The organism is Mucilaginibacter sp. 5C4, assembly GCF_034345625.1.
GTDB lineage: Bacteria > Bacteroidota > Bacteroidia > Sphingobacteriales > Sphingobacteriaceae > Mucilaginibacter > Mucilaginibacter aurantiaciroseus.
The window spans coordinates 1,515,369-1,529,147 of record NZ_CP133775.1 but is presented as its reverse complement, the minus strand read 5'-3'; the positions used below and the strand labels follow the sequence as shown (position 1 = coordinate 1,529,147).

General features: G+C 44.0%; 12 protein-coding genes. 7 read left to right on the top strand and 5 right to left on the bottom strand.

What is annotated here, in order from left to right; genetic code table 11:
- The first annotated feature begins 4 nt into the window (after positions 1 to 4).
- Positions 5 to 520, top strand: coding sequence for a hypothetical protein (locus RHM67_RS07135; protein WP_322231416.1), 516 nt, complete (start codon positions 5 to 7; stop codon positions 518 to 520).
- On the opposite strand, the gene RHM67_RS07130 is transcribed toward RHM67_RS07135, so the two are convergent.
- Complete coding sequence (locus RHM67_RS07130; RefSeq protein ID WP_322231414.1) at positions 517 to 1,140, bottom strand: tetratricopeptide repeat protein; 624 nt, start codon at positions 1,138 to 1,140, stop codon at positions 517 to 519. The genes RHM67_RS07135 and RHM67_RS07130 overlap by 4 nt on opposite strands.
- 791 nt (positions 1,141 to 1,931) lie before the next feature.
- Between RHM67_RS07130 and lon the strand changes: the two genes are divergently transcribed.
- The 4 genes from lon to RHM67_RS07110 all read left to right on the top strand — a co-directional run bounded on the left by lon (position 1,932) and on the right by RHM67_RS07110 (position 6,835).
- The gene (lon, locus tag RHM67_RS07125; RefSeq protein ID WP_416182868.1) at positions 1,932 to 4,409 is read left to right on the top strand and encodes an endopeptidase La; all 2,478 of its coding nucleotides are present in this window, start codon (positions 1,932 to 1,934) and stop codon (positions 4,407 to 4,409) included.
- Between the two features lie 150 nt (positions 4,410 to 4,559).
- Complete coding sequence (locus RHM67_RS07120) at positions 4,560 to 5,159, top strand: hypothetical protein (RefSeq protein ID WP_322231412.1); 600 nt, start codon at positions 4,560 to 4,562, stop codon at positions 5,157 to 5,159.
- Positions 5,160 to 5,225: 66 nt separating this feature from the next.
- Positions 5,226 to 6,188, top strand: a complete 963-nt coding sequence (locus tag RHM67_RS07115) for a lipid A deacylase LpxR family protein (protein ID WP_322231411.1) — start codon at positions 5,226 to 5,228, stop codon at positions 6,186 to 6,188.
- A gap of 5 nt (positions 6,189 to 6,193) precedes the next feature.
- The gene (locus RHM67_RS07110; RefSeq protein WP_322231410.1) at positions 6,194 to 6,835 is read left to right on the top strand and encodes a hypothetical protein; all 642 of its coding nucleotides are present in this window, start codon (positions 6,194 to 6,196) and stop codon (positions 6,833 to 6,835) included.
- A gap of 9 nt (positions 6,836 to 6,844) precedes the next feature.
- Here the strand turns inward: RHM67_RS07110 and arfB are convergent, their stop codons facing one another.
- Positions 6,845 to 7,255, bottom strand: coding sequence for an alternative ribosome rescue aminoacyl-tRNA hydrolase ArfB (gene arfB, locus RHM67_RS07105; RefSeq protein ID WP_322231408.1), 411 nt, complete (start codon positions 7,253 to 7,255; stop codon positions 6,845 to 6,847).
- 148 nt (positions 7,256 to 7,403) lie between these two features.
- On the opposite strand from arfB, the gene cmk reads away from it, so the two are divergent.
- Positions 7,404 to 8,078, top strand: a complete 675-nt coding sequence (gene cmk, locus RHM67_RS07100) for a (d)CMP kinase (protein WP_322231407.1) — start codon at positions 7,404 to 7,406, stop codon at positions 8,076 to 8,078.
- A 32-nt stretch (positions 8,079 to 8,110) separates the two neighbouring features.
- Here the strand turns inward: cmk and RHM67_RS07095 are convergent, their stop codons facing one another.
- Entirely contained in the window at positions 8,111 to 8,584 is a 474-nt protein-coding gene (locus tag RHM67_RS07095; protein WP_252758180.1) for a deoxycytidylate deaminase, read from the bottom strand.
- Positions 8,585 to 8,688: 104 nt separating this feature from the next.
- Positions 8,689 to 10,299, bottom strand: coding sequence for an MFS transporter (locus RHM67_RS07090; protein WP_252758179.1), 1,611 nt, complete (start codon positions 10,297 to 10,299; stop codon positions 8,689 to 8,691).
- Positions 10,300 to 10,489: 190 nt separating this feature from the next.
- Between RHM67_RS07090 and RHM67_RS07085 the strand changes: the two genes are divergently transcribed.
- Entirely contained in the window at positions 10,490 to 11,146 is a 657-nt protein-coding gene (locus RHM67_RS07085) for a LysE family translocator (protein ID WP_322231405.1), read from the top strand.
- Positions 11,147 to 11,301: 155 nt separating this feature from the next.
- Here RHM67_RS07085 and RHM67_RS07080 read toward each other — a convergent pair whose 3' ends face one another.
- Positions 11,302 to 13,209 (bottom strand): class II glutamine amidotransferase, encoded by a 1,908-nt coding sequence (locus tag RHM67_RS07080; RefSeq protein WP_322231404.1) that lies wholly within the window; start codon positions 13,207 to 13,209, stop codon positions 11,302 to 11,304.
- Positions 13,210 to 13,779 lie beyond the last annotated feature (570 nt).

Genomic DNA, 13,779 nt, shown 5'->3' with positions numbered 1-13,779 from the left:
AAGCGTGCTGCTGCTTTTATGCGGCAGCTACGCCTGTAATAAGCCCGAAATAAAGGAAACTGGCGCCGAGCTGCAGTACTTTGACCTGAAGGGCTATTTTGGCAAACAGGATACCCTGCTTACCAAACAAAACCCCGAGGTAAACAAATCCGTAGCCCATAACGGCGATACCGAAAGCAAAAAGGTACGCATTGCCAGCTGGAAAAAGGAGCTTAACCTGTTTACCGAAAGCGACATCAACAAACCCGCCTGGAAACAAAGCTACAATGTGCAAAGTAATGCCGACAGCACTGTTTACAAAGCCAAATTCCCGGAGTTAAAAACCCGTGAAATTGTAGTCCGCAAAAAAGCGGGGCAGGTTACCGAGATCGCTATCGTTAACAACACGCACAACATCCTGTACAACACCAGCGAGAAATTGGTTTACGTACCAAATGCCTATTACAGCATTGAAAAAAACCAGAAAGTGAAAGTGATGGGTGCGAACAACTACCGGATAAATGGCAGTTTTATAAATTAATGATGCCCGTTGGCGGTTGCCAGTTTTTCTTTGGATAGCTCTATCAGTGTAGAGATATCAGACCTTCCGGGGTTATCGGCCAATACTTTTTCCAGATCGGTAATAGATGCTCTTAGCGAGTTTACGCCACGCGCTTTATCAAAGGTAGCACCAGGCTGCAATTTAAATACACCATACTCACGGTAAGCAATACCACGGGTCTGGAAGCATTTACCATGGTCGTTAGGATCAATGGAGATGGCTTTGGTCAAATCGAATATTGCGCCCAACAGGTGTTTCTCGCGCTCTTGCGGCGACAGGAAAGTATCTTTCCCTAAATAACCTTTGGCACGCGCACGGTAATAATATGCGGTGGCATCTATCGGGTTAATAAAAATCACTTTGGTGTATGCAGCTATGGATTTGCGGTAGTTTTCACTGTGATAATATGAATAACCCAGCATCCAATAGGCATTGGCATTTGTGCTATCTACAATACATGCTTTCTCCAGCTGTTTTACGGCGGCTTTAAAATTGCCATCCATAAAAGCCTGCTGCCCCATTTTTACGTAGGCATTTTGTGCCGATAGTGTCTCCACCGATGTAAACAGGATCAAAGAAATTATAGCCGACAGCCTCATATTTAATTAGCGGGTATTATCCAGTAACAATATATTAACTAACAATGTGTTAAATTATTATCCCAGGCGTGCAATTTGTTAATAATTTTAGAATTACATACAACTTATTTGAATAAAAGGGGATTAGCCGAAGACTTTGGTTAAAGCCGGGAACATTTCAAGTTGCCATCCGCCCCATAAATGGGGCGGCAATGAAGGGATCTTCAATATAATTGCCATTGGCTTCAGCCATGGATAAGCCAACTGTAAAAGCGGCTTTAGCCAAATTATTATCCACTGTCACTGTATGTGCTTTACAAAAACAGCATAGAAACCCCTCCCTCCCCAATGATGGAATTGAAAAACCTTTTTTACCCTCTTTGCGCAGCAGAGAGGATCGGCCAGCGTAGCGTAGTCGGGGTGAGTAAAATAGGAGCGCGACCAAATTGCAAACCGCACAGTCTACTCACCCTCCCAATAGCTATCGGGACTGTTGCTTCGCTCAACCACTCTCTCTGCACTGCGCGGAAAGAGGGTTTTGGAAAGTTTATCGTCCACAACCGCACATGACTTTTTTTCCACTTTCCTCAAATCCCACCAAAAACCACCCACATTTATTTTACCTTCACAAACGCCAAAAAATCAACCATTTACAAATGTGTGTCATTTACCCGGGGCAATTAACTTATATTGGCATAGCTCTTGAAACTGTATATTTAAATATATAACTATTGGCAATTAACCTGTATTTGCAAGTCCGGAGTTTCCGTGCCTGCCATTATGACGTTGTTACCATACATAAAAGGTGATTGATGAGTTTTGATCCATTCGATTTTAAGAATACCATGCCCTCCATTAATGAAGATTCCGAGTTTTTCCCGCTGATGTCTTCAGAGGATGAGGCGGAAATGAATAATGAAGAGGTACCCGATATAATTTCTATACTGCCGCTGCGCAATACCGTGTTGTTTCCCGGTGTTGTGATCCCTATTACTGTTGGCCGCGATAAATCCATCAAGCTTATCCGCGATGCTAACAAAGGCAGCCGCCTTATTGGCGTTGTTTCCCAGCAGGATGTAAGTATTGAAGACCCAACTTTTGACCAGCTAAACAAGGTTGGTACCATTGCCCTCATCATCAAAATGCTGCAAATGCCCGATGGTAACACCACCGTGATATTGCAGGGTAAAAAGCGTTTTACATTAAAGGAAGAGGTACAAACCGAGCCTTACATTAAAGCAAGCATCACACCGTTTAAAGAGGTAAAGGCTAAAGAGGACAAAGAATTTAAAGCCATGGTATCGTCTGTTAAAGATATGGCTATGAACATTATACAGCTATCGCCAAACATCCCGAGCGAGGCAGGTATAGCTATCCGTAACATCGAAAGCACATCTTTCCTCATCAACTTCATATCATCAAATATGAATGCGGATATGGCAGCAAAACAGGCCCTGCTACAAACTGCCAGCCTGCGCGACAGGATAAATATGGTGCTGGAACATTTGACGCTCGACCTGCAGATGCTGGAACTAAAGAACCAAATTCAGACCAAAGTACGTGTTGATTTGGACAAACAGCAGCGTGATTACTTCCTGAATCAGCAGCTAAAAACCATTCAGGAAGAGCTGGGTGGCACTTCTCCCGATCTGGAGATCGAGAATCTGCGCCAGCGTGCCCTGAAAAAGAAATGGGACAAAGAGGTTAAAACCCACTTTGCCAAAGAGCTTGAAAAACTGGTTCGCACCAACCCCGCCGCGGCAGATTACTCGGTACAAATAAACTATTTAGAGCTGTTGCTTGACCTGCCATGGAACGACTTTACAAAGGATAATTTCGACCTTAAAAGGGCCCAAAAGGTATTGGATAAGGATCACTTTGGCCTTGATAAGGTAAAACAGCGCATCATCGAATATTTAGCGGTGCTGAAGTTGAAACATAACATGAAAGCACCTATCCTTTGTTTGGTTGGCCCTCCGGGAGTTGGTAAAACTTCATTAGGTAAATCTATTGCGAAAGCGTTAGGCCGCAAGTATGTACGCATGGCTTTGGGTGGAGTGCGCGATGAAGCAGAGATCCGCGGGCACCGTAAAACATATATCGGTGCTATGCCGGGCAGAATCATCCAGTCGGTAAAAAAAGCCGGCGCGGCTAACCCGGTATTTATACTGGATGAGATAGATAAGGTAAGCACCGATTTCCGTGGCGACCCATCATCTGCCTTGTTAGAGGTGCTTGATCCTGAACAGAATAGTACTTTTTATGATAACTATGTGGAGATGGATTTCGACCTATCCAACGTGATGTTCATCGCTACCGCAAACTCGCTGAGCAGCATACAGCCTGCCTTGTTAGACAGGATGGAGATCATTGAGGTGAACGGTTATACCATTGAAGAAAAGATTGAGATAGCCAAGAAACACCTATTACCAAAACAGCGCGAAGCCCACGGTTTAACGCTTAAGGATGTGGTAGTAAAGGTCGATGTGCTGGAGAAACTGATAGAAGACTATACCCGTGAATCGGGCGTGCGTACGCTGGAGAAACGGATAGGATCGGTGATCCGCGGCGTGGCTAAAAACATCGCGATGGAAGAGCCTTATAATGTATTGGTCACCAAAAAAGAGGTGGAGAAGATATTGGGCGCACCATTCTACGATAAAGACCTTTACGAAAACAACGACACCGCAGGTGTGGTAACAGGTTTGGCCTGGACATCCGTTGGTGGCGACATATTGTTTATTGAGGCAAGCCTAAGCCCGGGCAATGGCAAGCTTACCATAACCGGTAGCCTTGGCGATGTAATGAAGGAATCGGTAACCATTGCGTTAGCTTATTTGCGCGCGCATGCGGGTTACTTTAACATCAACCCCAAACTATTTGAGCAATGGGATATCCACGTGCACGTACCGGCAGGCGCCACTCCTAAAGACGGCCCATCGGCAGGTGTTACAATGCTTACCGCATTGGTATCGGCATTTACCCAACGTAAAATAAAACCACATCTGGCCATGACAGGGGAGATAACCCTGCGCGGCCGTGTATTACCTGTAGGTGGTATCAAAGAGAAGATATTGGCAGCCAAACGCGCCAATATTAAGGAGATCATCCTCTGCAAATCTAACCAGAAAGACATCCTGGAGATCAAAGAAGATTACATCACCGACCTGAAATTCCATTACGTTACCGATATGCGCGAGGTAATAAACCTTGCCCTGCTAACTGATCTGGTAAGCGAGCCACTTGACCTTACTGTTAAGGAAAAGGAAGTAAAGCCAGTGGTTGGTTAAGTGAAAAACATAGCAGGTTCCCCTCTTGAGAGGGGGCGCGAAAGACCGTGAAATGGCAGGGGTGTGTTAGGAAACTTGAATAGTTTAAGAACACACCCCTAACCCCTCTCAAGAGGGAACATAGAGATTAAAAGCCAATAGCTAACTCTTATGAGGAAATTTTTACTACGTTCCATTTTATTTGCAACATTCCTATTCATTTGCGACATATCCAACGCACAAAAAATCCTAACAACAGCAAAAGACTCACTAAAAAAAGATTCGGTTTACAAAACGCTTTTTAACCGCCGGGGTAAAAGCATCTATTTTGAAGCCGGCCGGCCCGGCGTACTGTATTCAATAAATTATGACGCCCGTTTTAGTAAAACGCAAAATGGGCTTGGTATACGCGCCGGTATAAGCTATTTTCCGCGCAAACAAAATGAGAATTTAATTACTGTCCCGGTTATTGTAAATTATTTAGCGGGCAAAAAAGGCCATTACCTGGAGTTGGGCGCAGGAGTAACTTTTTTCCATTTCAATGCAATAGAAGATATATTTTTCTACAGCGACAACAGCGAATCTAACCCACACCCGGTAAATTATGTGCCTAAGTTACATGGGCAAACCGGCATAATCGGCAGTTTAAACGTTGGCTACCGATACCAACCTCTTAAAGGTGGATTTACTTTCAGAGCGGGCGGTGGCCCTATGGCTACAAGCAAAAAACAATACCAGTTTTGGCCTTATATGAGTTTTGGCTACGTTTAAAAATAAACCGAAAGCAAAGAAATAATACGCTGCTTTTTTTACATTAGCGCACCCTTAAATTTCAAAATGAAAAACAAGCTTTTCCTAATAGCCGTTTGCCTGTTAGCGGGCATCAGCACGTATGCCCAAACCCGCGGCCACGAGATCGGTTTCCAGGCGGACAACGATTCTTTTTTGGGCCAGGGGTCCGACCGTTATTACACCAATGGATTTTTCCTGTACTATCGCCATGCGGCTGATGTTAAACGTCTTAAACCTAATATGGCTAATGCCGTGTTTGGTTTAGAGTTGGGACAAAAGATCTATAACGCGCAGTCGGGCCAGTTGCCTTCTGCAGATTTTGTGGACAGGCCTGTTGCGGGTTACTTATACCTGGGCTTATCGGGCAATGTGTTGTATAAAAATGAAACTACCGTAAAGCTATCTGCAAAAATTGGCATGGTTGGCCCGGCAGCAGGCGGTTACCCTATCCAAAAATTCATCCACAATACATTCGGCTTTTACGAATTGAACACCTGGCAGTACCAGGTGCGTAACGCCGCGCAGGTAAACTTAAGCCTCGAAGTGAACAAATTACTTGCCCGTGCTTCATGGGTGGACGTTACTGCAGCTGGTTATATCAACGCCGGTACGGGCTTTAATGCAGCGGGTATTGGGCCAATGTTCCGCTTGGGTAATTTTAACCAGTTATTTAATTCGGTAAGTACGCAAAGTACGGCGAGTAAAAACACAAGCAACACCTTACTTCATAACCAGGAACTTTTCTTTTACTATAAGCCGCAAATAAACGGAATATTGTATGATGCCACCGTGCAGGGCAATATCTTTAAGGACCACCCGGAGCCCGGCACGCAAGAAATTGTTGGCGACATTAACCACTTCGTATTCAGCAATCAACTGGGGGTTGCTTTTACCACCAGCCGCTTGGTGTTTGATATTGGCGCGGTGGTAAATACCCGCGAGGTGAAACAGCAGGTAAAAAACACCCATCAGTGGGGATCTATAACGGCGCTGTATAGGTTTAATTAAAATAAATGAAGCAAAATATTTTGGTGTTATTGGTGCTTAGCGCGCTGTTTTCTTGTAATCCAAAACCACAAAAAGCTACTCTAACTGATAATAAAACAGCATCAGCGACTGTAATTAAAACAGATACCGCATCGTTGAGAAAACTTCTTGAAAAATCGCAAAAACCGGGCGTGGATATTGCTGAAATTCTTTTTAATGGGGACACTTTAAAGATAATAACCGGCACCCCTGACCTTTATTACCCGTTTGGCAAACATAGTAACGTAACAAATATTAAACAGTCGATAGTACATAGCTCCGTAAAGAATATCTATTTAATTAATTGGGGTAACAAGGATAGTACAGCCATAACACAAATAAGCACTGCTAAAAGTATCATAAAATTTTACAAAAGCGACGAAACTACATACCAGGAGATTGTATCTGCAAATATTTTTGATAACAACTTTCATTTCCTAAATAATATTCATATTGGCATGTCTAAAGAAGAGTTGTTGGCGCTCCTATTTAATAAAACTCCTTCAATTGCTGTAAATTTCATTAAACTGATCTCTACCGTAGATGGCATCCAGCATTACTATATTTTTAAGAATAATAAGCTGATTGAAATTAAAATTGTTACCGATTATACCTTTACGGGTAAGTAAGCATCCACATTAAAAATCAAAATTCTTTTTACGGTCGGCTTTTTTGGTGGACTGAATCTTTTTGTTGCCGAGGCGGGCGAGTTTTGCCGTGCGGCTAACTTTACTAGGTTTACGCACTTTTGGTTTGTGCAGGGCGTTGGTGATGAGCACGATGAGGCGTTCTACTGCAATCTCTTTGTTGAGGTATTGGCTGCGTTCTTCATCGCAAATTACTTGTACCAGGCCGTCCTTATTAAAACGGGTTTGCAGCTTTTGGGTAAGCGTTAGTTTTTCCTCATCGGTTAACAGGATACTGTCATCAATGCTAAAAAGCAGTTCCACCTTGGTTGATACCTTGTTTACGTTTTGCCCGCCTTTGCCCCCACTACGCGATGTTTTGTAAGAAATTTCTTTTTGCAGGTCGGCCTTAGTTAAATTCATAGGTGTAAATATAGTTAGTGGTTGATTGGGTTAAGTGGTGAGTGGTTGTTTTTTATCAACCATTCTTTTAATAACTCCATCCAACTATTCACCAATCAACTTAATCAACCATTCACCAGTAACCAAAAATTATTAACTTCGTTCCTCAATGAACAACAATATTATTGTAGCGATCGACGGCTACTCATCATGCGGTAAAAGCACATTGGCCAAGGCATTAGCCAAAAAATTGCATTATATTTATGTGGATAGCGGCGCAATGTACCGTGCCGTGGCTCTATACTTTTTGAGGAACAATATTGATCTTACCGATCACGCCCAAATTGAGGAAGCCCTGAAAAACATCCACCTTAATTTCCACTCGCGCGATTACGAAACCCATATCACCCTAAACGACGAAGAGGTTTCTGAAGAGATCCGCCAGATGCCGGTATCCGAAAAGGTAAGCGCGGTAGCTGCCCTGAAAGAGGTGCGCCGTGAGATGGTGAAACAGCAGCAACGCATGGGTAAATCAAAAAATATTGTGATGGATGGCCGCGATATTGGCACCGCGGTATTCCCGCATGCGCCTCTAAAGATCTTCATGACTGCCGACCCAAAGATCCGTGCCGAGCGCCGTTATAACGAGATCCACGCTAAAAACCCCGAGGTTACTTTAGAGGATATATTTGAGAACATCGCCCACCGCGATTACCAGGACACCACCCGCGAGGAAAGCCCCCTTGTACGCGCCGATGATGCCATTATATTAGATAATACCAACATCACCCCCGAGCAGCAGCTGCAGTTCGCACTGGATAAGATTGAGGCGTTAAAAGCGTAAAGCTGAAGGCTTACTTTCATGCCTCTTGATTCCTAACCTCCTGTTTCTCTTCCCTCCCCTGTAAACTGCACCGCATTCACCCCAAACCTATTCAAAAAATCAACCCCTTCATCGCTGGTTAAGCCTTTATATTGGGCGTATGATTTATCGAAATAGACATGTTTGATGCCTGCAGAAAATATCAGCCTTGCGCAGGGCAGGCATGGCGATAGCGTGGTGTACAACGTAGCGCCTTCCAGGTTAGCACCGTTCTTTACAGCGTATAGGATGGCGTTCTCTTCGGCGTGCAGGGCAAGCGAGCAGCTGCCTTTAGAGTCGCGGGCGCAGCCTTGCCCAGGCCACTCCTCGTCGCAGTTATGGGTACCTGCAGGCGGGCCGTTATACCCAATGGATATAATGCGCGTGTCTTTAGCTAAAACGGCACCGACCTGGGCCTTTACGCAATGAGAGCGTTGAGCCAGGTCGGTCGCCAGGTTCATGAAAATATGTTCGAAACTGGGTTTCATGTTGTGTCATTGGTAATCTGAAATCAAATTAATAAATAATTAAGCGAATTAACAGAATCCTAAAATTCAATTAATTCGCTTAATTCGAGTTCAGACAATAAAAATTAGTGTCCTCCGCCTGCTTCCAGGTTGTCAACGTCGATACCTTGTTTTTTAAGGATGGCGCCGGCTTTAAATGCAAAAAATGCAAGGTAAGCAAACCCAATAACCGGGATAATGTATGATTTGTGGATACCAATACCATCGGCAAGGATACCCTGTACCGGTGGAATAATTGAACCACCCAGGATCATCATGATCAAAAATGCCGAGCCCTGGCTGGTGTATTTACCCAAACCGGTAACCGATAATGAGAAGATGGATGGCCACATGATAGAGCAGCATAAGCCACCGCTAATAAATGCGAATACCGCAACCATGCCTGTAGTCATTAAGCCGATCACCATAAATACAGCACCCAGTATGCCGAAAATAGCCAGTGTACGTACCGGTTTTTGGTTACCCATCAGGAAGCCAATAACTAATAAAGCTACACAACCTGCGTATGGGTAAAGCATGCTAACATCGGTACCGCTGATACGGTTAACAATAAGTACCACACCAAATGCTACAAATGGAATAACGATGGTTAAGATCAATTTAGTTGCTTTTGAAAGACTGAACGCCGCAATGGCACCCGTCCAGCGGCCTACCATTAAGCTACCCCAGTATAATGAGATAAACGGCGCTACCTGGTCGGTTTTAAAATTACCAAAGGCAGGGGTCTCTAATAACGCACCCATGTTACTTTGGATAGTAACCTCAACACCTACGTAAGTAAATATGGCAAGCATACCATAAACCAACTGCGGGTATTGCATAGCGCCCCAACCCTGGCCGCCTTTACCGGCTGCAGATGATGTGCCTACAAGAGTGAATAAGATGATGGCTAATGAAGCATAAACAAAATATTGTTTATGGATTCCTGTAGCTTGTGCAAGCGGGGTTGCAGCTAAAATAAGCAGGAACGCCACAAATATGATACCCAGAGGAGTGTTCGCTTTGTTGCTTGGTTCTATCTTTTCGTCGCTGGTTACGCTTGGTAGTTTTGATAGCCAGAAAAACAAAGCAACTGCCAGGAACAACACAGCAAGGATAATATATAAGGTATTTACCGATGCTATTTTAACCTCAGATGCCGGAATCTTTGCCGATGCCGAGCCAAACAGCACGAAACCCACAATTACCGGGCCCCAGATACTACCAAAGTTATTTACACCACCCGCAAAGTTTAAGCGGTGGGTACCGGTCTCGGGGCTACCAAGCGCCACCACAAACGGGTTGGCAGCTGTTTGCTGTAACGAGAAACCTAATGCGATAACAAAGAAAGTGAATAAGATGAATGCGAACGAACCCGAGTTGATAGCCGGGATCATGATCAGCGCGCCTACAGCCGAGATTAAAAGACCGTAAATGATACCGTTCTTATACCCTATCTTATTAAGTATATCTACTTTGGTTGCCGATGAAGCAAAGTAAAGTATTAACGAACCGATGAAATAGCCACCGTAAAAAGTAAAATCTATCAGTTGAGATTCGAACTGTGTTAAGCTGAAGTGTGCTTTACAAAAAGGGATAAAAATACCATTCGAAGCTGCTAAAAAGCCCCAAAAGAAAAACACGGTAATGATGGTATATAAAGCCGAACCATTACTCTTAGAGTTGTCTTGTGCCATTGTTTAATTAAGGTTAATACTAATTGGTGTGTTTGAAACACTAAACATAAATCAAATTTTATAATTATGGCTATAAAATTTTCAAAATATAAATCCAAGCATTAAGTTTTGTTGTTTAACAGATAAAAGTCGCATATTAGTGTCCTGATTTTTTACCTGTAGGGAAAAACAGGATATATAAGCCTACATAATGATAGAAGCCATTATTTCGGGAATTGGATTTGGATTAGTGCTCACGTTTATAACAGGCCCTGTCTTTTTTGCTCTCATAAAAACCAGTATTGAAAAAGGGTTTCATGCCGGTTTATCACTTGCCCTTGGCGTAGTAACCAGCGATATGGTTTTCGTGGGCGCCATCCTTTTTGGGTCGCAATACTTTGATGTATCGGCATATGATAAAACCATAGCGGGCATTGTTGGTAGTATCATTCTCTTCACCATCGGTATCTACTACATCTTTAAAAAGGCCGATGTTAATTACAACAATACCATCCCCACCAAAATAAACCACGCGGGCTATTTTTTTAAAGGCTTTGTGATGTGCATTTTTAACCCAACCGTGCTACTGCATTGGACGGTGGTTATCGGCGTAGCCAGTACCCAGTTTCATGCAGGCGTTCACCACCGGTCGGCCAAAATAGCGGTCATGTTCCTCACCATACTCATCATCCAATTTGGGCTTGATTCTGTAAAGGCCTTTTACGCCAACAAACTCCGCGAAAAAATATCGCCTAAATTTGTGCACCGCCTAAACGAAATTGCCGGTATAGCCCTTATCATCGCCTCACTGGTTTTGATTGACAGGCTGGTAACACACTTTATATTTTCGGCACCAGCGGTTAGTTAAGCAACCATTCTGGGGCAAAGAGACGCGAAGTATCGCGTCTCTACGAAAAAACATTGTAAACAAAAAAGAGCAATAGAAATCTATCGCTCTTGATATTTTAAAAATTTGGCAACTAATCTCTTCCCGATAACTATCGGGACACCAACCACTAATCTCTACATATAAGCCCTTTGGTTATTACCTTCCATCCAGTTAACAAAGGCGCGGTTTACTACCTTATTACCGCCCGGGGTTGGGTAATCGCCGCTAAAGTACCAGTCGCCGGCATGGTCAGGGCAGGCTATGTGCAGGTTATCAAGGGTTTGATAAATTACTTGTACCTTGGCCGTGATGTTTGGCGGGGTGATGATCTTGGCAATACGGTCAGAGACCTCTTGGTCGGTAAAGGGCGCGTAGATGGCTTTTACATAGTTCTCTACATCTTCTTTAGCCAGTTTAGAGCTATCCTTACATTTCTGGTAAACCTCAACAATGATGTTCTCTTTGCCCTGCTCTTTTAACAGGCTAATTGCAGCCTCAAAAGCCACAAACTCGCCCATGCGCGACATATCTATACCGTAACAATCCGGGTAACGGATCTGCGGGGCAGATGATACCACCACAACCTTTTTAGGGCCAAGGCGGTCAAGTATCTTCAGGATGCTTTGTTTTAAAGTAGTACCACGTACGATGGAGTCATCCAATACCACCAACGTATCGGCGTCTTTGTTTATTAAACCGTAAGTGGTATCGTAAACGTGGGCAACCATTTCGCTGCGGTCGGCATCCTGGGTAATAAAGGTGCGGAGCTTAACATCTTTAATGGCAATCTTCTCCACACGTGGGGCAAGTGCCAAAACTTCTGTCAATTCTTCTTCGCTAATTTTATCGTCGCGGTTCAGGAGCCTGTCGCGCTGGTATTTTTTGATGTATTTGTGAATCCCCTCCACCATACCATAAAAGGCCACCTCAGCGGTATTTGGTATGTAGGAGAATACGGTGTTCTTAACGTCGTTCTCTACCGCATCCAATATCTGCGGACAAAGCAACCTGCCAAGCTGTTTACGCTCTTTGTATATAGAAGCATCGCTGCCACGAGAAAAATAGATGCGCTCGAAAGAACATGCTTTTTTCTCTAAAGGCTCGCTAAACATATCCTCGGTTATCTTACCATCTTTTTTAACAATGAGGGCATGACCAGGTTTTATCTCCTTGATCTCCTCAATAGGGATGTTAAAGGCTGTCATGATAGCGGGGCGCTCAGAGGCGGCCACTACAATCTCGTCGTTATAATAATAGTAAGCCGGGCGGATGCCAACCGGGTCGCGCATTACAAATGCATCGCCGTGGCCCAGTATCCCTGCAATGGTATAACCACCATCCCAGTTTTTGGCCGACTTTCGCAAGATCTTGGCAACATCCATATCGTTAGCAATTAGCTTGCTAATTTGGGCGTTATCGTCAAGTCCTTCGCGTTTGTACTGGTCAAACAAGCCCTGTACCTCGGTGTCAATAAAGTGGCCCATTTTTTCAAGAACGGTCACCGTATCGGCCTTTTCTTTAGGGTGCTGGCCAAGGTCGTACAATTGCTGCAGCAGTTCATCAACATTAGTCATGTTGAAGTTACCGGCAATAACCAGGTTACGGGTCATCCAGTTGTTTTGGCGCAGAAAGGGATGGCAGTTTTCGATACTGTTTTTACCGTGGGTACCATAACGCAAATGGCCCAACAACACTTCGCCGGTAAAGCTTACGTGCTCTTTGAGCCATTCGGTATCAGCCATTTTTTCAGGCGTTTCCTTCTGTATCTCAGCAAACTTTTTCTGGATATATTCGAAGATATCAGCAACAGCATTACTCGCCATTGACCGGTGCCTGCTTATGTACCGCTTCCCAGGCTCAATATCCAGTTTAATGGTAGCAACGCCCGCGCCATCTTGGCCGCGATTGTGCTGTTTTTCCATTAAAAGGTAAAGCTTGTTTAGTCCGTACAGGGCAGTCCCGTACTTTTTCTGATAAAAAGAGAGTGGCTTTAAAAGGCGGATAAATGCCACACCGCATTCATGTTTAATCTGATCGCTCATGATTTGGGATGAGCATGCAAAGGTAAAATTTTATCTTATATAGTGTTTAAACATATTGTCATTAGTTAGTATTTTTTATAGTGTGGAAAAGTAGACCGGGATAAGCGGATTTCAGGGATTGTTTGAACCGTAATTTGTGGGATAGGGACGATTATTGTTTGAACCTGATTTACCCGTTTAAAAAATTGATAGATTTTTAAAGAGCGTTGGTTCTCCTGTTAGGGCGGGCGCAGGTGCAGGTATCCGCCCCTATCGGGTTTATGGATGAGCGGTTGTGCCGATAAGGGTAACTCCTACGGAGTAATAAAATAAGAATACGCTTCCTACAAAGCGGTAGCCCCGATGGGGCATTGATGCGTAAACATTAGGAAACTCATTAACTAAGCAGATATGCCCCATCGGGGGCTACCGCTTTGTAAAAATAAATACAAATTTATTTTGCCCCGTAGGGGCTACCCAAAACCTGTTATTATTTTAAACAAGCCTTGCGGGTGTTTTTACTCACCCGGTCGTTGCTTCGCCCGGCCACCCTTCTTCGCTGTTGGCGGAAAGAGGATAAAGCTTTTAGCG

What these genes read in the sequence shown, in the direction of transcription:
- RHM67_RS07110 (WP_322231410.1), top strand. Translation starts at nt 6,194, where the DNA reads ATGAAGCAAAATATTTTGGTGTTATTGGTGCTTAGCGCGCTGTTTTCT.
- lon (WP_416182868.1), top strand. Translation starts at nt 1,932, where the DNA reads ATGAGTTTTGATCCATTCGATTTTAAGAATACCATGCCCTCCATTAAT.
- RHM67_RS07120 (WP_322231412.1), top strand. Translation starts at nt 4,560, where the DNA reads ATGAGGAAATTTTTACTACGTTCCATTTTATTTGCAACATTCCTATTC.
- cmk (WP_322231407.1), top strand. Translation starts at nt 7,404, where the DNA reads ATGAACAACAATATTATTGTAGCGATCGACGGCTACTCATCATGCGGT.
- RHM67_RS07130 (WP_322231414.1), bottom strand. Translation starts at nt 1,140, where the DNA reads ATGAGGCTGTCGGCTATAATTTCTTTGATCCTGTTTACATCGGTGGAG.
- RHM67_RS07095 (WP_252758180.1), bottom strand. Translation starts at nt 8,584, where the DNA reads ATGAAACCCAGTTTCGAACATATTTTCATGAACCTGGCGACCGACCTG.
- RHM67_RS07115 (WP_322231411.1), top strand. Translation starts at nt 5,226, where the DNA reads ATGAAAAACAAGCTTTTCCTAATAGCCGTTTGCCTGTTAGCGGGCATC.
- arfB (WP_322231408.1), bottom strand. Translation starts at nt 7,255, where the DNA reads ATGAATTTAACTAAGGCCGACCTGCAAAAAGAAATTTCTTACAAAACA.
- RHM67_RS07090 (WP_252758179.1), bottom strand. Translation starts at nt 10,299, where the DNA reads ATGGCACAAGACAACTCTAAGAGTAATGGTTCGGCTTTATATACCATC.
- RHM67_RS07080 (WP_322231404.1), bottom strand. Translation starts at nt 13,209, where the DNA reads ATGAGCGATCAGATTAAACATGAATGCGGTGTGGCATTTATCCGCCTT.
- RHM67_RS07085 (WP_322231405.1), top strand. Translation starts at nt 10,490, where the DNA reads ATGATAGAAGCCATTATTTCGGGAATTGGATTTGGATTAGTGCTCACG.